Below are 19,574 nucleotides of genomic sequence, written 5' to 3'. Positions count from 1 at the left end.
CGGCCGAGGACCGACTCTTATCGAAGGCCTCCCGGGACTGGTCCCCGTTCGGACGGTGGGAGTGGGATTCGAACCCACGAGGCCTCTCGGCCACCTGCTTTCTAGGCAGGCACGTTAGTCCACTCTGTCATCCCACCAACGCGGCAGGTCAGACTGATTCACCGCTCATCGTGGCACGCAGGTTATTCACCGCCCTCTGCGGGTGCATCCCCGGCCTCGTCCCATCCGCCGGCGTCGACGACCTCGAAGAGTTTGCTCCACTTTTCTCTCTCCTCGGGCAGGGAATCGCGCAGTTGCTGGAAGTCCGATTCGGGGACCAACGAGTGAACGAGGTCGACGATGACACGAGCGTGGTAGGCCGCCCCCGATGGATCGGTTTCCTCGATGTCGGCGACGCGGTCGACGAACTCGTTCCAATCGAAGTGCTGACCGTGTTCACCGACCGCGCCGGTCAGATACCACTTGATCTCCATCGGGAGCGAGGCGGCGAGGTCGTCGGCGTGTCCGGCGGGGAGCCGCTCTCCCAGCGTCAGCAACGTGGCTCTGATCGCGCGTACCGTCTCGCCGGTCCCGGGAAGTTCCAGTCGGTGTTGCACTGTTCCGGTGAATTCGTCGAATTTCATATCGATAAAGAGCCGCTCGACGTACTTTTACGATGGTGATATTTCTCACCGAGTGACAACGTCCGGGGGTATCCGTATCGACACGGAGTACGGAGACGTCGAACGACTGGCCTCTCGTCGGTCCGCCCGTCGGCAGGGACGAACGCATCTGTCGGTGTTAGTGCGACGGCCGTTCCTGCGACGTGGGAATAGCCGGGAGATACAGACCGCTGGAATGCCACAGTTCACACGGTACCTATGGCCGAATCTCGTCGATTCGAAGACCGGACCGAGGCAGGTGAACGGCTCGGGGAAACGCTCCGGGAGCGGAACGTCGACGCGGATATCGTGCTCGCGATCCCTCGTGGCGGCCTCCCGCTCGGACGGGCCGTCGCGGACGCACTCGACGTGCCGCTCGACGTCGTCGTCGCGTCGAAAATCGGCGCGCCGGGCAACCCGGAATACGCCATCGGGGCCGTCGCCAGCGACGGGAGCGTCTGGCGCAACGAACGGGCCTTCGAGGGGGCCGGTGCCGACGAGGAATACTTCGAACGGGAGCGGAGGAGCGAAGCGGAGAACGCCCGCCAGAAGGCCGAACGGTACCGGAACGGGCGGGGCGAACCGGATCTGACCGGAAAGAACGTCGTGGTCGTCGACGACGGTGTCGCGACGGGATCGACCGTCAGAGCGTGTCTCCAGATGCTCGCCGCCACGGATGCCGAACGAATCACGCTGGCGGTGCCCGTTGGCCCGCCCGACACGGTCGCGGAGTTACGAACGATGGCCGACGAGGTGGTTTGTCTGAAAACGCCGAGAGGTTTCAGGGGCGTCGGCCAGTTTTACGACCGGTTCGACCAGGTTTCCGACGAGGAAGCGATGGCGTATTTGAGTGGACAGTCGTGAACGCCGTGCGGAAGCCGCACCGAGACGTTCTACGAATTCGAGAACGACCGGCGGTTACTTGGAAATCGAACGACAATTGTGGAGCGTAGGCAGTTCCGAAGGCATCGCGTCTCGATCACCGAAAACAGCACTCCCCACACCGATGGACATCACCGATATCGTTTCAGAAGAGTACGTGGAATTATCCCCGGAAGCGACCGTCTCGAAGCTTGCCGGCGCGTTCGAGGACCCGAGCGTCACCGGCGTCGTCGTGTACGGTGACGAGTTCGAGGGCGTGGTCACCAGGCGGCAACTCGCCACCTCACATCACCAGCCGAACGAGAAGCTCGGCTCGCTGGTCTGGCACGTCCCCCGGCTCACCCCCGACGAGGACGTTCGGAAGGTCGCCCAGCTGATGATAGACAGCGACTCGCATCTGCTTCCCGTGTTCGAGGGAACGGAGCTGATCGGCGTGGTCGGTGTCGACGACATCCTGGAGACCGTGCGACCGTTTCTCGACGCGGCGACGGTCGCCGAGGCCGCCAGCGCCGACCTCGTGACGGTCGGCCCGGCGTCGAGTTTCGGCGAGGCGCTCCACGTCTTCCGCGAGAACCGCATCACCCACCTCCCGGTCGTCGACGAGGGCGCGGTCGTCGGGATTTTGAGCCTCTACGACGTGACCGACTTCACCGTTCGATCGTTGGACAGAAGTCAGGGCGGCGACGCTGGCGGGACCGATTCCCACGGCGGCGCGATATCCGACAGTTCGGGGCGCACGCGCGGGGGCGGGTTCGGCGCCCGCGAGGGGGAGTTGGCCCGTCTGTTGGATCTCCCGGTCCGCGACGTGATGGTCTCGCCGGTGCGGACGATCCGGCCGGAGGAAACGCTCGACACGGCGGTCGAGGAGATGTTCGAGATCGGTGGATCGTCGCTCGTAGTCACCGAGAGCGGGAGCGTTCACGGGATCGTCACGAAGACCGATATCCTCGATTCGCTCACGTGGGAGGCCGGGGGAAACCGGGCCGTGCAGGTTTACGGGGTCGACCTGATCGACGATATGGCGTACGAAGACATCGTCGCCATGGTCGAGAAGTTCGACGACAGGGACCACCAGATGAACGTCTTAGACGCGAAGGTCCACCTGCACAAACACGACGAAACGCTTCGCGGGACGCCGCTGTTGCTCGCCCGCATTCGGCTGCACACCGATCGGGGGTTGTACGTCGCCTCCGGAGAGGGATACGGAGCGAAGCACGCGCTGAACGAGGCACGAGACGTGCTGGAGCGCCAGATCCGAGACAAGAAGACCTACGGACGGAGTAAGAAACCGCGGGACGAGGAGTTCTGGGAGAAGCGGTTCGGCTGGTTGCTGGAAGTCGAGGATTGACCACTCGTTCCCGGCGACCGTGGCTGGCCGTTCCGGAGACGGACGTCCTCACCGTCGCCTGTCTGTGACGGTGCGGGCGTCCGCGGCCGTTAGGTGGTAGTTGCCCTCGTCTCCAGCACCGCGACCGCCGACGCACGTTCTCCAAAGTCGAGAACTGTTGACAGGAATTATTACGTTGCTTGTCGTAGCTTCGAACGGACTTATGACCGACCGAAGAAACCCGTTTCGTGAACTCGACCGGTTGTTCGAGCAGATGCAGGAGAACGTCGAAGAGGCCAGTCGGTGGTGGGAGTCGGAGCCGCTCGTGCGGAACGACGCCGATGCGGCCTCGACCAAGGTGGATCTCAGAGACGCCGGCGACGAGTTCGTGCTGACCGCCGAACTGCCCGGGTTTGACAAAGAGGACATCGACGTCCGTCTCACCGACCGAACCCTCCAGGTGTCCGCCGAACGCGAGGAGGAAGAAGAAGCGGAGAGCGGAGAGTACATCCGCCGCGAGCGCCACCGGAAGTCGATCAGTCGATCGATACCACTCCCGGAGGCGGTCGACACCGACGGTGTCTCGGCCACACACAACAACGGGGTTCTGACCGTACAGATGCCGAAGACCGAACCGACGGCGGAAGGCACCGAAATCGACGTGAACTGAGACTGTCGGCCACAACCGGACACGGGCCTGTCGGGCCCCGAGTGGCTGCCATCGGCAAGAACAGTTATGCGTTCACAGCCCAATTCTGTCGTATGGAACAAAACGTCGGCCAGACAGACAGCGTCGTGCGAATCGCGCTCGGAGCGATCGCTGGAGTGATATCACTCGGGATCCTCGGCGACGCCGTTTCCGCCCCGACGATCCTCTCTCCGGTACTCGGAATCGTCTCGGTGATGCTTTTGGTGACGGGCCTGACGGGTCGGTGCGGGCTCTACTCCGTGATCGGCGTCGACACGTGTAAGGCCCGGTAGACGTCCCGAGGCGGTGACCGACGTCGTCCTCCCCACTGCGTTCTCGATGTCGTGAGCTCCGGGCTCAATCAATGAACACATTTGATGAACACATTTGATGAACACAACTGCCGAATACTTTTAGCCGAGTATCAACGCGGCCGTTTTGCTGGCTTTGATGAGGGAGTGGCGCTCGCGAGGGAGTGCTCCGCCCGGTGACGCCCCCAACGCGTGAGGGGGCGCGCCCACGCGAGAGACGGTCCAGGTCGTGGGCGAATGGATATCTACGGGTCTCACGCGACCCTCGAAGAGGGGCGATTCGGCAGGTACAACTAAACGATCGTCGCGTGTCACGACACGTATGACCGAAGCGGACCGGGCGTCGCGGCTCAGCGACGCCGCCCGCCGGGAACCGATGGCGGTGGACCTGGACGAACTCGGAGCGTGTCTCGCGGCCGACTCGCGTGCGGCCCGGAGACACGCCGCCGAAGCGCTCGGCCGCCTCGCGCTCGCGGGTCGCGACGTCGAACCGTATGCGGACCGGCTCGACCGACTCCTCGCGGACACCGAGCTACTGGATGCGGGGGTACAGCTGTCCGTCGATCCGGACTCCGAGGGGTGGTTTCAGCCGCGCGTCGTCGCGTTCGCCGCGGCGGCGCTCGTCGTCACGGGAACGGTGAATCGACCGGAAACCATCGGGTCAGCGGTCCGCGCCTACGAGCGGGCACACCCGGAGTTCGACGCGGAGACGCGGACGATCGAGGCGGTACGGGAAGTCGGGTGGGCGCTCGCGTCGGTCGCGATCTACACCGACGGCTACGTCGACGTGCTGGTCGGACTCACCGAGCGGGACGACGACCTCGTCCGGCGGGTCGGCGCATCGGCGCTGTCGGACGTCGCCGAGGAGTACCCGCCGATCCGCGAGGAGTATCCCGCCGAGACGCCTCGGCTCGTCGCCGTCGCCGCGGGGTTGCTCGCGTCGGATCCGCACCCGCGAGTCAGATACCACGCGGCGTTCGCGCTCTACGAATACGCGCTGGGACGGCCCGAACTCGTCGGTGAGCGGTCCGACGTCCTGGCGGCGGCGCTCGGGGACGACGCGGAGCTCGTCCGCAAGGACGCCGCGGGGACGCTGGGCCTCGTCGGTGCCACCGACCCGGTGCCTGTATTGCGTGAGCTGTCCGAAACCGACCCCTCCGAACGGGTTCGCGACGCGGCGGCCAAGGCCCTGAACTCGCTCACGGACGGGTCGTGAAATGCGCAGGCACCCGTTTTGCCGGTGTGCCAGACGTCCCGTTCCGGCGTATCGATCGGCTGGCCAAGACAGGGAATCCCGACCGGAAACCAAAGTTCGTATATCGGCGGCCTCGCGTAGAGAGGTACAAGATGATCGACGTGAGCGTAATCGGCTGTGGAAATATGGGCGGAGCCCTGATAACGGGGCTCGCCCAGGCCGGAAACTACGACATCACCGCCTACGACGTGGACCCCAATGCCTTCGAGGCGATCGAGGAGTACGCAGATCGGACGACGACTGACCTCGACGACGTTCGGGACTCGGCCGTCGTCGTTCTCGCGGTGAAGCCGGACATCGTGCCGCTGGTGCTCGAGGACCTCGATCTGCGCCCCGAACAGACGCTCGTCACGATCGCGGCGGGCGTCTCGACCGACGTCGTCGCCGCCGAAACGGACGCCACGGTCGTCCGCGTGATGCCGAACTTAGCGGCCAGAACGCGAAATATGGCCGCGGCCGTCTCGTGGGCGGAATCCGATGAGAACGTCGAACAGATGCTCTCGGACCTCGGGGAGTTCGTCGTCATCGACGAGGAGCTGATGGACGTCGCCACGGCGCTGAACGGGAGCGGCCCGGCGTTCGTGTTCTACCTGATCGGCGCGATGCAGCAGCGGGCCGTCGAGGAGGGACTCGACGCCGACGACGCGCGCGTGCTCGCGGCGCAGACGTTCAAGGGCGCGGCGGAGACGGTTCTCCGCTCCGAGGAGTCGATCGAGGACCTGATCGACGCCGTCTGTTCGCCGGGCGGCACGACGATCGAGGGGATGGAGGTCCTGTGGGACAGTGGCGTGGAGTCGGACGTCGGCGACGCCCTGAGCGCCGCTCGGCGGCGCTCCGCCGAACTGGCCGAGGACGCCGAGCGATGAGCGGAGCCGTCGCCGCGGCGGAGGTCGACGAGGCCAGACGGCTCGCCGCCGAGGCCGGACGGGTCGTCGTCAAGGCCGGGACGAACTCGCTCACCGACGAGCAGTCGAACCTCGACGACGGCAAACTGGACAAACTCGTCGACGACGTGGCCGACCTCGTCGAGCGCGACAAGGAGGTCATCTTAGTCTCCTCGGGAGCGATCGGCGCCGGCAAGGGTCGGATCGGGTTCGCCCCCGACGACACGGTCGAGGACTCCCAGGCGCTGTCGACGATCGGCCAGAGCCACCTGATGCGCCGCTACACCGAGAGCTTCGAGCGCTACGGGCTCACGGTCGCGCAGATCCTCGTGACCGAACACGACCTCGGGGATACCGACCGGTTCACCAACTTCAAGAACACGATCGAGACGCTCTTAGAGTGGGGTGTCGTCCCTATCGTCAACGAGAACGACGCCGTCGCGACCGAGGAGATCCGCATCGGCGACAACGACATGATCTCCTCGTCGATCGCAATCGGCGTCGATGCCGACCTGCTCGTCACGCTCACCGACGTCGGCGGCGTCTATACCGGGAACCCGAAGGAAAACCCCGACGCGGAGCTGATAGAGGCCGTCGGCCGCAACTACGACGAGGTCGAGCGGATCATCGAATCAACTGCCAGCGGGTCGTTCGGCGGCATCCGGACGAAGGTACAGGGGGCCCGCAGAGTGAGCGAACACGGACGACCGGCGATCATCGCCCGCTCGACCGAGCCGGACGTGCTCGAACAGATCGCCACCGAACAGCCCGTCGGAACCATCTTCGTCCCGATCAACGACCACCAATGACCGAAGACACCACGGCGGCCGAGAAATCGGCCGACACGAAAGTGACGGAAGCACAGTCCGCAGCGCTACAGCTGGCGAACCTCTCGGAATCGACCCGGAACGACGCCTTACACGCCATCGCCGACGGCATCGAGGCGAGGAACGAGGAGATCCTCGAAGCCAACGCGAAGGACGTCGCGGCCGGCGAGGAGCTGCTGGAGGCCGGCGAGTACACCCAGGCGTTCGTCGACCGGCTGAAGCTCTCGGAATCGAAGTTAGAGAGCATCGCCGAGATGGTCCGCAGCGTCGCCGGTCAGGAGGACCCCCTCGGCCGGACGCTGGAAGCCCGGCGCCTCGACGAGGACCTCGAACTGTACAAGGTCGCCGTCCCGATCGGCGTGCTCGGAACCGTCTTCGAGTCGCGGCCGGACGCGCTGGTGCAGATCGCCGCGCTCAGCCTGAAGTCGGGCAACGCCGTCGTCCTGAAGGGCGGCAGCGAGGCTGCGCACTCTAACCGGGTCCTCTACGACGTGATTCGCGATGCGACCGACGAGATCCCCGACGGTTGGGCGCAGCATATCGAGGCACGCGAGGACGTCGCGACGCTCCTCGAACGCGACGACGCCGTCGACCTCCTCATGCCCCGCGGCAGCTCCGAGTTCGTCAGCTACGTCGAGGACAACACGAAGATCCCGGTGCTCGGTCACACCGAGGGGATCTGTCACGTCTACGCCGACGAGGACGCGGATCTCGCGATGGCCGCGGACGTCGCCTTCGACGCGAAGGTGCAGTACCCCGCGGTCTGCAACGCCGTCGAGACGCTGCTCGTCCACGAGTCGGTCGCCGAGGATCTGCTGCCCGACTTGGCCGCTCGGTACCGCGAGGCGGACGTCGAACTCCGCGGCGACGAGCGCGCACGCGGGGTCGTCGAGATGAACGCCGCCAGCGAGGAAGACTGGTCGACCGAGTACGGCGATCTGATCCTCGCCGTGAAGATCGTCGACTCCCTCGCGGACGCCATCGACCACGTCAACACCTACGGCTCGAAGCACACCGAGTCGATCGTCACCGAGACCGCAGAACACGCGGAGCAGTTTATGCGGCAGATCGACGCCGCGAGCGTCTTCCACAACGCGTCGACGCGCTTCGCCGACGGCTACCGCTTCGGCCTCGGTGCCGAAGTCGGCATCAGCACCGGTAAGACTCACGCCCGCGGGCCGGTCGGCCTGGAGGGGCTGACGACGTACAAGTACCACCTCGAGGGCGACGGCCAGCTCGTCGCGACCTACGCCGGCGAGAACGCGAAGCCGTACCTCCACGAGGACTTCGAGGGCGAGTGGAATCCCGGCCGGCTGTCCGGCGAAGGCGAATAGCGTACTTCGGTGCGAACCGGAGAACCGGCTCAGGCAGTCGACTTCACGCGGTCTTCGAACTTCTCGCGGACTTTCTCCACCTTCGGCTGCGCGTGCATCCGGCAGTAGGCGTCTGCGGGGTTCTTTTCGAAGTAGTCCTGATGGTGGTCCTCGGCGGGCCAGAACCGCTCTAGCTCCTCGATTTCGGTGACCACGTCGCCGTCGTACTCGCCGTCGAGCGCGTCGACGTACGCCTCTGCCTGCCGCCGCTGCTCGTCGTCGTGATACAGGACGATCGAGCGGTACTGCGAGCCGACGTCGGGGCCCTGTCGGTTCAGTTGCGTCGGGTCGTGCGTGGCGAAGAACACCTCCAGGAGGTCGGCGTAGTCGATCACGTCCGGATCGTACTCGACCTGTACGACCTCGGCGTGCCCGGTCGTTCCGGCGCAGACCTCCCGGTAGGTCGGGTTCTCCGTGTCGCCGCCGGCGTAGCCCGACGTCACGGACGCGACGCCGGCGAGTTCCTTCATCGCCGCCTCGGTACACCAGAAACACCCGCCGCCGAACGTGGCCGTTTCGGTCGTCATAGGTGTCTGTTGGGCGTCGAATCGTATGTAGCTGACGCGCCTCTGGAGCCCGCGACGCCGACCGCCGCGTTCGACCCGCTGGGCGTCGGTTTATATACCAGGGCGAGGCCAGGGGGCGTGTGAACTGAGAGAGACCCCACGTCGGGTCGCGGGAGTTCGGCACGTCGACGTGGGTACGCGACGGCAGGGAGCGTCTCCGTCCTCCGCCGGTGTGCCGGCTGTTCGCCATTGTTTCGATGGGATAGCGATCGCCGACCGGAAAAGCCCCCTTCCGGTCTCACGCGGCCGACCGCCGAACCCACTCCTCCAGCGTGAACCCCTCTCGCGCCTCCGACGACGCCAGTCGCCACTCCGTCTCCTCCCAGGCCGGATACCGGACGTCGCCCTCGTACTCGCCGTGGACGCGACTCAGGACCATCCGATCGACGTGGGGCTGAAACAGTTCGTAGATCGTCGCCCCGCCGAGAACGTAGGCGACCTCGGCACCGAGCGAGTCCGCGACCGCGACCGCCTCCGAGACGTCGCTCGCGTGAAACGCGGTGTCGACGTCGTACTCGCGTTCGCTCCGGCTCAGGACGATCTGGTGAGTCCCGGGGAGATCGCCCCGCATCGAGTCGAAGGTCCGTCTCCCCAAGACCACGGGCGCGTTCGCGACTCGATTCCGGTACTGTCGCTTGTCCGCGGGGATGCTCTCCCACGGGAGTTCGCCGTCGCGGCCGATGACGCCGTTTTCGGCGACGGCGGCGACTGAAACGAGTTCCATACCGCCCGTGTACGGCCGGGAGGTACAAAACGGGACCGCCGGGTGGTCCGAGTGGATCAGACGAGATCCCCGGACAGTCCGAAATCAGTTTGTGCGGGGAGCCAGTACGCAGGAGGGATGACTGTCGACGAGATCAGCCCCGAGGAACTCAAACGCAAGCTCGACGACGGCGAGCCCGTACAGGTGATCGACATCCGCTCGCCGGCGGAGTTCGCGTCCGGACACGTTCCGGGGGCGGAGAACGTCCCGATGCACGAACTGCCGAGCCGCGTCGACGACATCGAGTGGTCCGACGAGGTCGTCGTCGCCTGTCCGATCGGCCAGTCCTCGGTACAAGCCGCCCGGCTCATCGGGAGTTACGAGGGCGTCGGCGAGGAGACGAACGTGAAGAGTATGGCCGGCGGCTACCAGGCCTGGGCGTACGAGCTCGAAGCCGAAGACGAGTAGGTCGGGGTCGAGGATGAGTAGGTCGGGGTCGACGACGAGTAGATCAGAGTCGACGACGAGTAGGGGCTCGCCCGATCGATCCGGCTAGAGTGCGGCGTTCGCCCGGGGAGTCGCTGTCGGCGACGACCGCCTCGCGGGAACAGCGGAAAGCTCGCTTCGTTCGCGTTTTTGTCCCCGCTCGAATACAGGACCCTCGCCGATCGGTCAGATCGGCTGGCGGTCTCACGGGAACGGCGGATCGCAGCCTTCTATATCCGGAGGCCAACACGTTTCCGTACTGATGACTGGAGGACGCGGGGCCGACCGGTCGGCCGGCGAGAGCGGAGACCAGCGCAGTGGACGCGACTGGCGGACCGTCAGTCTCGTCGCGGGAGCGAGTCTGATGTCGACCGGGCTCGCCGCCTACGAGATCGTTCCGGCGAGCGTGACGCCGCTGATCCGCGACTCGCTGGGCGTCGGGTCGTCGGCCGCGGGCCTCCTCGTCGGGATCATGTTCGGCACCGCGGTCGTCGCGAGCCTCCCCGCGGGGGCGGTCCTCGATCGAACGGACACCAGACGGGTGATGACGCTCGCGGTGCTCGCGCTGTTCGTCGCCGGCGTCTGGGGGTGGAGCGCGGGGCGAGACGGGAGCTACTGGTCGGTGATCGCCTCGCGAGCGGTCGGCGGCGTCGCCTACGTCGTCGTCTGGAACGCCGGCATCGACATCGTCAGCCGGGCCGTGACCGCCGACAACCGGGCGACAGCCGTTGGGATATACACCGCCAGCGGGCCGGTCGGCTTCGCCATCGGGCAGGGGACGGGACCGCTCGTCGCCGCGCGGTTCGGGTGGCCGGCGATATTCCTCGCTTTCACCGGCGTCCCGCTGCTCGGACTCCTCCTCTTCTTGCCCGCGAGTCGGGGCCTGGGCGGGGCCCGCGGCGACGCCCCCTCGCTCGCCGAGTTCGGGACCGTCCTCCGAAACAGGACGGTCTGGCTCGCGGGCACGCTCGGCTTCCTCAGCTACGCGCTGTACCTGTTCATCAACAGCTGGGGGTCGTCGTATCTGACCCGGGAAATCGGGCTCTCGCTGGCGGCAAGCGGCCTCCTGGTGTCGGTGTTCCCCGCCGTCGGCGTCGTCTCCAGGATCAGCAGCGGCCTCCTCTCCGACCGCGTCTTCGACGGCCGGCGACAGCCGGTCCTTCTCGGCTCCTTTCTCGTCGCCGCGCCACTAATGCTGGTGTTCACGCGACTCGGTTCGATCCCCCTGCTGGTCGCAGTGTTGCTCCTCTCGGGCTTCGCCATCCAGCTCACGCTCGGCCTCTCGTTCACGTACGTCCGGGAGGTAGTGGAGTCCCACGTCGCGGCCACGGCGGTGGCGTTCCAGACGAGCGTCGGCCTGGCGGGGGCGTTCCTCTCGCCGATCGCGGGCGGGGCCGTCGTCGACGCCGCGGGCTTCGACGTCGCGTTCCTCCTCGCGGGGGCGCTCGCCCTCGGTGGTGTCGCGCTCGCGTGGCGCGCGCCGGAACCGATGGCCCGCTAACCGACGTCGAATTGAACGGTGCGAACGGGAAAAACCGAAGCACAGCCGCGTTCAGACGATCGCGTCCGCGAGCGCCTCGACCGGATGTGGCGGCTCCTCTTTCCCCTCTCGATCGCCGAGTTGTGACCGGCACGACGCGCCGGGCGCGATGACCGTCTCGCCCGGGGAGGCGTCGATCTGCTCGAAGAGGGTGCTCGCGACCGCCTGCGACATCGAGTAGTGTTCGGCCTCGTAGCCGAAGGAGCCGGCCATTCCGCAGCAGCTCGAATCCAGCGGGTCGACCTCGTAGCCCGCCCGGCGCAGGACGCCGACCGCGTGGTGGTCCTTCGTCGTCGACTTCTGGTGGCAGTGGCCGTGGTAGGTCAGCGACCGCGGCGGAGCGGCAGCGGTCACGCCGCCGCGCTCCAGCAGGCGGAACGCGTCGAAGTACTCCAACACGCCGTAGGTGTTGTCGGCCACCCGCTCGACGTCCGCACCCGACAACAAGTCCAGATAATCGTGCTGGAGCATCACGGCGTCCGAGGGTTCGACGACGACCACGTCCCACTCGCCGTCGACCAGCGGGGCCAGCGCGCCGACGTTCTGCCGCGCCTTTTCGCGGGCCAGGTCGACGAACCCCTTCGAGTGCGGCGGTCGACCGGAGCCGGTGACGCCGTCAGGAATCTCCACGTAGACGTTCACCGCCTCCAGTGCCCGAACCGCCGCCTTGCCGGCCTCCGGATGGTTGTAGTTCGTGTACGTGTCCGGGAAGAGGTAGACCTTCGAGTCCGCTTCCGACTCGCTCACGGCCGCCCCGCCGCGGGCTTCGAACCAGTCGACGAGGGACGTGCGGTGGAACTGCGGCAACTCGCGTTCCCTGGCGATTCCGAGCGTCTTCTCCATCGCGAGGCGGGCTCCGGGCAGCCTGGGGAGGAGATTCGAGAGCGGCGCGAACGCGCTGCCGAGTTTCGAGAGCGCTCCCACGTTGGCGAAGAGCTTGTCCCGGAGGCTCGATCCGTTTCGCTGGTGGTACTCGTGGGTCACCTCGGCTTTCATCTTCGCCATATCGACGCCGCTTGGGCAGTCCTTCAGACACCCCTTACAGCCGATACAGAGGTCCAGCACCTCCTCGACGAACTCGTCTTCGAACTGTTCGCCGTCGGGGAGACCGCCGCTCATCGCCTGGCGGAGCATATTCGCCCGGCCGCGCGTCGACTGGATCTCCTCCTCGGCGGCGCGGTAGGTCGGGCACATCACGCCGCCGGTCGTCTCCTGCGGGCCGCGACAGCCCGCACAACCGTGGCAGAGTTCGGCCATCCCCCGAAACCCGTTCTCGTTGTCCCACTCCAGGGACGGGTCGAAGTCGGCGTCGAACTCGTACTCCGGGGAGAACCGCAGGTGTTCGGTCATCTCGTGGGCCGACGTCCCGGCCGCACCGTCGGGACGCACCTCGTCGGGGGCGTAGCCGCAGACGTTCCCGGGATTGAGCAGCCACTCGGGGTCGAAGGCCGTCTTCAGCTCTCGGAAGGCGGCCCAGAGGTCGTCGCCGTAGAGCTTCCGGTTCCACTGGGTGCGCGCGCGGCCGTCGCCGTGTTCGCCCGAGACCGACCCGCCGTACTTCACCACGAGGTCGGTCACCGCGTCGGCGATGGCCTCGAACGTCTCGACGCCCGCCGCCGTCTTCGTGTTGACGAGCGGGCGGATGTGGAGGACGCCGGGACCGGCGTGAGCGTAGTAGGAGGCGAAGGTGTCGTGTTCCGCGAGGATCTCCTGGAAGTCCGCGACGTACGCCGGGAGGTTCTCCGCCGGGATCGCGGTGTCCTCGATGTAGGCGATGTGCTTCTCGTCGGTGGTCCGCGACAGCAGGATCGGAAGCCCGGACTTCCGCATCTTCCAGAACTTCGCGCGCGTCTCCGCGTCGTGGGCCGCCAGCGCGTCGACCGCCGTCCGAGCCTCCTCGGTCGTCACCACGTCGTCGCTCGGCGAGCGGTCGACAGAGGCGTCGGGCACTCTATCGGCGACCAGATCTGCGACCTGCTGGCGGCCGTGGTCGTCGTCCTCGGCGTAGAACTCCACGAGCAGCACCGAGTCCGTCCCCTCGGGAAGCGCCTCGACGACGTCGGCGAACTCCGGCGTCTCGCGGGCGAGATCAAGCAGCACGTCGTCCATCACTTCCACCGCCGCGGGGTCGTGTTCGAGGATGGGCGCGACGTCCTCCATCGCGTCGAGGACGTCGTCGTACGTCAGTAGCGCGACGGAGGCGGTGTTCGGAATCGGCTCCAGCGACACCGTCGCCTCGGTGACGACGCCGAGCGTTCCTTCCGAACCGGCGAGGAGCCGCGCGAGATTGACCGTCCCCGGTTCGCTGTCGGGGTCGACGCCGGAGTCGTCCGGCAGGCGGCGCTGCCCGCGCATCTCGTCGACGAGCATATCGAGGTTGTACCCCGAGACGTTGCGTTTCAGATCGGGGTACCGCTCGGCGATCTCGTCGGCCTCCTCGTCGAGCACGCGGGCGACGGCGGCGTAGATCCGCTCTTCGAGCGTCCCGTCCGGGTCGCCCTCCTCGCGGAGGGTGTCGACGGCGACCTCCCCGAAGGTCGTCACGGTCCCGTCGGCGAGGACCACCTCCGCGGAGTCGAGGTAGTAATCCGTCTTGCCGTAGCGCAGCGAGTGCGCGCCCGTCGAGTTGTTGCCGATCGCCCCGCCGAGCGCGGACTTGTCGCCCCACGCGGGATCGGGCGCAAATTTCAGGTCGTGCGGCTCCAGCGCCGCGTTCAGGTCGCCGAGTCGGATGCCGGCCTGGGCCGTCGCGGTGCCGGCGTCGGGATCGACGTCGGACAGCGATCCCATCTCGGGGACCAGATCGAGGACGACGGCCTCGTTGACCGTCTGGCCGGCGAGGCTGGTCCCGCCCCCGCGGGGCAGGACCGGAATGCCCTCCTCGGCGCAGTAGGCCACCGCGTTCGCGACGTCCGCGGTCGACGTCGGCATCACGACGCCGATCGGCGTCTGTTCGTACGCCGAGGCGTCGGTGGCGTACAGCTGCCGGGAGTAGGTGTCGAACCGGACGTCGCCCTCGACGACGGATTCGAGGTCCGAGACCAGGTCCGGACGCTCGACGTCGTCGCTGACGTACTCGTAGTTCCCCGCCGTGGCGGGATCGGTAGCGTGCTCGCGCGAATTCGAAGCCATGTTGTGAGTCTCTCGTTGGGGTGGAACCCGCGTCGACCGCGGTCGCACCTGCAATCGGAAGCGGTCGGTCGTGAGCCGATACGACTGGACGGCGTCCGGATCAGAAGACGCCCGGGAACAGCACGTAGCTGAACAGCAGCGTCAGCAGTCCGGTGGCCGTCCCGTAGTAGAGCAACGGGATCAGTTCAAGCCGGATGACGCGCCCCTCCTCGCCGACGAGGCCGACGACCGCGAGCGCCGCGACGACGTTGTGAACGGCGATGAGGTTACCGATGGCCCCCCCGACCGCCTGTGCGCCGAGCATCAGGGTGTGGGAGGTGCCGATCTGATCCGCGACGCCGTACTGGAAGGTCCCGAACAGGATGTCAGAGACCGTGTTGGATCCGGCGAGGAAGGCACCGAACGCCCCGACGAACGCGGCGAAGAACGGGTACGCGCCGCCGGCGACGCCGGCCATCCCCTCCGAGAGGACGATGAGCATACTGTCGGTGCCGGTCGCCGACCCCGACTGGAGCATAATCTGGACCGTCGCGACGGCGAACAGCAGCGCCACGACCGCCGGCGCGACCTTCTCGATCGTCTCGGCCCAGGCGGCCTTGATCTCCGTCCCGTTCATCCCGTGGAGCGGGATCGTGACGAGGTGGACGGCGACGAACACCGCGCCCGGCAGGTACAGCAGGGCGAAGTCGTTCGTGAGCCCCGTCCCGAGGATCGTCTCTTGGACGAACGGCAGGACCGCGAGGTCGCTCCAGGCCAGCGTGAACACGTCCATCGTGACGAACGACTGGACGGGGTCGACGACGCGCGTGATCACGAGCAGGAGCGCCACGAGGGCGTAGGGCGTCCAGGCCTTCCAGAGCGCCATCCCGCCCGTGGGGACGCTCGACTGAACCGTCCCGCCGTCGGCGGCGACGGCGACGTCGTCGCTCGTCGACTCGCCGGGCTGGATCTCGCCGACCCAGTGGTCGGGCCACGCCTCCTGAGATTCGAAGTCCCACTCCTCGTCGGGGTGGAAGAACCCGGCCTTGAGCGCGCTGACGGTGACCAGCAGTCCGATCATCGACCCGAGCAGGCCGGGGAACTCCGGCCCGAGGAAGTAGGCGGTCAGGAAGTACGGTACCGAGAACGACGCCCACGCGAACAGCGTGAGGGGCAGCACTTCCAGCGCGGGCCGGATCGACCGCTTCTCGCCGAAGAAACGAGTCATCATCGCGACGCCGATGAACGGGAGCACCACGCCCACGATCACGTGGTAACTCGCGGCCCACAGCGCGATGTCCGCCACCCAGGTCGCGATGTCCGGGTACGTCCCGCTGCCGACGACGTCTGTCGTGATCGTCTCGACGCTCTCGAAGATGTCGATCATCCCGATGATGAGCGGCGTGCCGACCGCGCCGAACGTGATCGCCATTAAATTCCCGGTGAGCGCGACGACGACGGCCGCCAGCGGCGGGAAGCCGAGTCCCACGAGGAGCGGGCCGACGATCGCCGCGGGCGTGCCGAAGCCGGCCGCGGATTCGATGAACGACCCCATCAGGAAGACGAGGAGGACAACCTGCACGCGGCGGTCCTCGCTGATGGAGGCGAAGCCCGCGTTGATCGCGTCGAACGCGCCCGTCTGCTTGAGCGTGTACAGCAGCAGGATCGCGCCGAAGACGATGTAGAGGATGTTGGCCGCGGTGATGAACCCGTTAATCGTCGCCGCGGCGATCCACGTCGCGTTCATCCCCCAGCCGACGACGCCCGCGCCGATCGCGACCACCCACGCCACCGGCATCGTCCGCGTCGCGGGCCAGTAGAAGCCGACCATCAGGACCGCGATGGTCAACAGCGGAAGCAGCGCGACCGTCACGTCGACTGCGCTAACCATGTCGTTCAACTCCGTGTTCGTTGCCACTCGATTCCGTTCCAGGACCGTTCCTGTTTCCGTGCATCGTGAGCTATCCGACCCAACTATTGTTATATATAGCTATCGTTGGTCGTGTTTGCGACCGACGCCGTCGACGACGAATCGACGCCAGTTCAGTCGTGTGAAGTACCCGTGATATTGGATCTCAAAAACCTCGTTTACCGCCGGTAGAGCCGATTTTTACTCGTTTTCGGCTGATATTCCGGGACCGGCCTCAGCGACCGTAACGGGATCCATTATACACGTGTATAGTGGATGTGTGCACGTATGTCGTGGGTGTTCCCACGAGTGCAAAGGCTTATACTCTCGTGTGAAGAGGTCGAACCGTGGCCGACGACGCTCACGCGCGCACCAGGAACGAACACGGGCAGTACGTGGACCGGATTCCGCTCCACCGCGTCCTGGCGGTCTTCGAGGAGCGCGAGGACCGCGCGAGACCCCTGACGGCCTCGGACGTGATGGAGGCGCTCGACTGTTCCAGACGGACCGCGCACAACAAACTCAACGAACTCGAAGAACGGGGCGATCTCGAGACCCGAAAGGTCGGAGCGCGGTCGCGTGTCTGGTGGATACCGATCACGGGACCGCCCGACTCTTCGGACACTAGATCCGAGAGCGCGCAGAACCGAACCGACGAGAGAGGTGAGAACGGGTTCGGGGAGAGCGACGACGGCCCCGGGGAACGACGCCCGGCCGTCTCCGACGCGATCGCCGACGCCGACCTCCCGGGGAGCGGTCCGATGCTCGACGCGCGTCGGGAGGCGCTGTCGGCGGCCTACGAGTACCTCTCGGAACACCCGGAGGCGAAGAAGGCCGACTTCCTGCGAGACGTCTACCACGAGTACCCGGCGGGGTTCGAGTCGGCCGAGGGCTGGTGGAACGCGATCCAACCCGCGCTGAAGCAACTGCCCGGCGTCAATCCCCCGAAAGAGCGCGGGCACATCTGGCACTTCCTCGGCGGTTAGCCCCCGACGTACCGTGGCGTTCCTCGCTCGGCCGTCAGCCACCGCATTTATCATCGGGTGGGTCGGAGTACCGATCGACACAGCGATGGACCCCGACCCGAGCGACGACGAGCGGTCCGCCGCTCCGACCGGAGGCGATCCGTCGCGGTGGGGCGACTCCGGGTCCGACACGTTCGCGAACGCCGGCGGTGAGACGGCGGCAGACGACGAGGCCGCTCCCGGGGAGGACGACTACGGAGCGGCAGGCGAGGAGACGGCGGACGGCCAGGGCGGTCCGGGCCCAGACCGAGACGGCGCCGACCCCGGGAGCGGCCCCGCCGCGACGTCCGACGGGGACGACGTATACGCGCCCGAGGTGGAGGGCCGACAGTACCGGGGGACGTGGTATCTCCCCCTGCGCTACGACGAACTGAAGCGGGCGGGCGACACCGACGATCACCCCGATCGGGGCGAGGGCGGGGCGTTCCGGCTCACGGACCTGCCGCGGGTGCCCCGCGTCGGCCACATCGTCGGGCCGTCGGCCATCATGCTCGGGGCGTCGCTGGGGAGCGGCGAGACGCTCTTCTGGCCGGTCCTGAGCTCGCAGTACGGGTGGACGCTCCTGTGGGCGTTCGCCGTCGGCGTGCTGACGCAGTTCGTGATCAACACCGAACTGCAGCGGTGGACGCTGGCGACGGGCGAGAGCGTCTTTCGCGCGTTCGCCCGCGTGGCGAACTACTGGCCGTGGCTGTTCCTGGCGGGCGGACTGATCAGCCTCGGCTGGCCCGGGTGGGCCGCCGGCGCGGCGCGGGTCGGGACGACCGCGCTGGGGCTGAGTGGGCCCGTCAGCCTTCTCGGGACCTCGCTGGCGACGTGGAAACTCGTCGCCGTCGGGCTGATGGTCCTCATCTGGCTCTCGTATCAGGTGTCGTCGGTGATGTACACCGCCGTGGAGGTGTTCCAGATCGGCCTGCTGTTCGTCTCCATCGTCGCCGCCGTCCTGCTGGTGGCCGTGTCGGGATCGTGGATCGAATTCGCCGACCTGCCGACGGCGGCGGGGTCCATCGGAACGCTGCCCGCTGATCTCGGCATCGCCGTGTTTCTCGGCGGCCTCGCGTTCGCCGGCGCGGGCGGGTATCTCAACCTCTCACAGAGCCTCTGGGCCCGCGAGAAGGGCTACGGGATGGGGAACTACCAGGGGCGCGTGAAGAACCCGTTCCACGGCGAGGACCCCGAGCCGATCGAGCGCGACGGGTTCAGCTTCCCGCCGACGACGACGAACCTGAAGCGGTGGCGCGAGTGGTGGCGGGTCGTCCAACTGGAACACCTCCTGACGTTCGTCGTCGGCCTGTTCGTGGTCGCGCCCGCGCTGATGAGCGTCGCCATCCGCTACGCCCCGGGGACCACCTCCGACGCCCTGCAGATGTGGCTCACGGACGTCGCGCCCGCGCTGGGGCCGATCGGGACCGTCCTCGTCTTCCTGGTGCTCTTCGTCGCGCTGTTCACCACCGAGTACGCCATCGTCGAATCGTTCGTCCGGAACAGCGTCGACGCCATCTACGAGGCGTACGGCCGGGAGGCCGGCTGGGACCTCGAAACGCTCTTCTGGCGCGTTCTGACGGGGTTCTGCCTGTGGGGAATCGTCATCATCCTCGTGTTCACCTCGCCCTTCGAGGGGCGGGAGCCGTTCTTCTTCCTCGTGGTCGGCGCGGCGATGTCGGGCGTGATGATGTGGCCCTACACCGCGCTCGTCCTCGTGATGAACACGACGCGGCTGCCCGAACACCTCCAGCCGGGGTGGGCGCGCGTCGTCGCGCTGTGGTGGGCGTCGGGCTTCTACGGCTACTTCAGCGTCCTGCTAGTCGCCGATACGCTCGTCGAGTTCGGGCTCGCCGGATTCGACGCCGCGCCGCTCGTCGCGGGGAGCGGCGTCGGCGGGTACGCGCTGTGGGTCGTCTTCCTCGTGGTCCAGTCCTACGCCGTGGCAGTGTCCGCGGGCGCGAAGCGCCGCGCCGAGGGGACCGTCGAGAACGCCGAGTTGGCGGCCGGACGGTTCTCCTAGGGAGTCGTGGCCGCGGTGGCCGCACGAAGGGCGGTTCGAGCGAT

Annotated in this window: 17 protein-coding genes and 1 tRNA gene; 12 read left to right on the top strand and 6 right to left on the bottom strand. The window is 67.0% G+C overall.

The window, feature by feature from the left end:
- Positions 1-53 precede the first annotated feature (53 nt).
- Both NO876_RS07800 and NO876_RS07795 read right to left on the bottom strand, forming a co-directional pair.
- Positions 54-137: transfer RNA gene (locus NO876_RS07800), tRNA-Ser, on the bottom strand.
- Between the two features lie 45 nt (positions 138-182).
- The gene (locus NO876_RS07795) at positions 183-623 is read right to left on the bottom strand and encodes a DUF2267 domain-containing protein (RefSeq protein WP_256421125.1); all 441 of its coding nucleotides are present in this window, start codon (positions 621-623) and stop codon (positions 183-185) included.
- Positions 624-860: 237 nt separating this feature from the next.
- Here NO876_RS07795 and NO876_RS07790 point away from each other — a divergent pair, with 237 nt between their 5' ends.
- The 8 genes from NO876_RS07790 to NO876_RS07755 all read left to right on the top strand — a co-directional run bounded on the left by NO876_RS07790 (position 861) and on the right by NO876_RS07755 (position 8,149).
- Entirely contained in the window at positions 861-1,505 is a 645-nt protein-coding gene (locus NO876_RS07790; RefSeq protein WP_256421124.1) for a phosphoribosyltransferase, read from the top strand.
- Positions 1,506-1,647: 142 nt separating this feature from the next.
- Entirely contained in the window at positions 1,648-2,871 is a 1,224-nt protein-coding gene (locus NO876_RS07785) for a CBS domain-containing protein (RefSeq protein ID WP_256421123.1), read from the top strand.
- A 202-nt stretch (positions 2,872-3,073) separates the two neighbouring features.
- A complete protein-coding gene (locus NO876_RS07780) occupies positions 3,074-3,520 on the top strand; it encodes an Hsp20/alpha crystallin family protein (RefSeq protein WP_256421122.1) in 447 nt (148 codons plus the stop codon).
- 92 nt (positions 3,521-3,612) lie between these two features.
- Positions 3,613-3,831, top strand: a complete 219-nt coding sequence (locus tag NO876_RS07775) for a YgaP family membrane protein (RefSeq protein WP_256421121.1) — start codon at positions 3,613-3,615, stop codon at positions 3,829-3,831.
- A 340-nt stretch (positions 3,832-4,171) separates the two neighbouring features.
- Complete coding sequence (locus NO876_RS07770; protein ID WP_256421120.1) at positions 4,172-5,065, top strand: HEAT repeat domain-containing protein; 894 nt, start codon at positions 4,172-4,174, stop codon at positions 5,063-5,065.
- A gap of 131 nt (positions 5,066-5,196) precedes the next feature.
- A complete protein-coding gene (gene proC, locus NO876_RS07765) occupies positions 5,197-5,970 on the top strand; it encodes a pyrroline-5-carboxylate reductase (protein ID WP_256421119.1) in 774 nt (257 codons plus the stop codon).
- Positions 5,967-6,797 carry a glutamate 5-kinase gene (gene proB, locus NO876_RS07760; RefSeq protein ID WP_256421118.1) on the top strand — a complete coding sequence of 277 codons (831 nt, stop codon included), beginning with the start codon at positions 5,967-5,969 and terminating at the stop codon, positions 6,795-6,797. Before proC ends, proB begins: the two co-directional genes overlap by 4 nt.
- Entirely contained in the window at positions 6,794-8,149 is a 1,356-nt protein-coding gene (locus tag NO876_RS07755; protein WP_256421117.1) for a glutamate-5-semialdehyde dehydrogenase, read from the top strand. Before proB ends, NO876_RS07755 begins: the two co-directional genes overlap by 4 nt.
- 29 nt (positions 8,150-8,178) lie before the next feature.
- Here the strand turns inward: NO876_RS07755 and msrA are convergent, their stop codons facing one another.
- A complete protein-coding gene (msrA, locus tag NO876_RS07750) occupies positions 8,179-8,715 on the bottom strand; it encodes a peptide-methionine (S)-S-oxide reductase MsrA (RefSeq protein ID WP_256421116.1) in 537 nt (178 codons plus the stop codon).
- Positions 8,716-8,992: 277 nt separating this feature from the next.
- Positions 8,993-9,478 carry a dihydrofolate reductase gene (locus tag NO876_RS07745; RefSeq protein WP_256421115.1) on the bottom strand — a complete coding sequence of 162 codons (486 nt, stop codon included), beginning with the start codon at positions 9,476-9,478 and terminating at the stop codon, positions 8,993-8,995.
- Between the two features lie 117 nt (positions 9,479-9,595).
- Between NO876_RS07745 and NO876_RS07740 the strand changes: the two genes are divergently transcribed.
- Both NO876_RS07740 and NO876_RS07735 read left to right on the top strand, forming a co-directional pair.
- Positions 9,596-9,925, top strand: coding sequence for a rhodanese-like domain-containing protein (locus NO876_RS07740; protein WP_256421114.1), 330 nt, complete (start codon positions 9,596-9,598; stop codon positions 9,923-9,925).
- 280 nt (positions 9,926-10,205) lie between these two features.
- Positions 10,206-11,444, top strand: a complete 1,239-nt coding sequence (locus NO876_RS07735) for an MFS transporter (RefSeq protein WP_345780735.1) — start codon at positions 10,206-10,208, stop codon at positions 11,442-11,444.
- Between the two features lie 51 nt (positions 11,445-11,495).
- On the opposite strand, the gene NO876_RS07730 is transcribed toward NO876_RS07735, so the two are convergent.
- Together NO876_RS07730 and NO876_RS07725 are read right to left on the bottom strand one after the other, a co-directional pair.
- Positions 11,496-14,615 (bottom strand): FAD-binding and (Fe-S)-binding domain-containing protein, encoded by a 3,120-nt coding sequence (locus NO876_RS07730; protein ID WP_256421113.1) that lies wholly within the window; start codon positions 14,613-14,615, stop codon positions 11,496-11,498.
- A 100-nt stretch (positions 14,616-14,715) separates the two neighbouring features.
- On the bottom strand, positions 14,716-16,485 hold the full coding sequence (locus tag NO876_RS07725) for an L-lactate permease (RefSeq protein ID WP_256421112.1): 1,770 nt from the start codon (positions 16,483-16,485) through the stop codon (positions 14,716-14,718).
- Positions 16,486-16,850: 365 nt separating this feature from the next.
- Here NO876_RS07725 and NO876_RS07720 point away from each other — a divergent pair, with 365 nt between their 5' ends.
- A complete protein-coding gene (locus NO876_RS07720; RefSeq protein ID WP_256421111.1) occupies positions 16,851-17,489 on the top strand; it encodes an HTH domain-containing protein in 639 nt (212 codons plus the stop codon).
- An 85-nt stretch (positions 17,490-17,574) separates the two neighbouring features.
- Positions 17,575-19,530 (top strand): Nramp family divalent metal transporter, encoded by a 1,956-nt coding sequence (locus tag NO876_RS07715; RefSeq protein WP_256421110.1) that lies wholly within the window; start codon positions 17,575-17,577, stop codon positions 19,528-19,530.
- The last annotated feature ends 44 nt before the right edge of the window (positions 19,531-19,574 follow it).

The organism is Halobellus rarus (genome assembly GCF_024494595.1).
Lineage (GTDB): Archaea > Halobacteriota > Halobacteria > Halobacteriales > Haloferacaceae > Haloquadratum > Haloquadratum rarum.
Note: the sequence above shows the minus strand (reverse complement) of the source record. Positions and strands in the feature narration are given on the sequence as shown.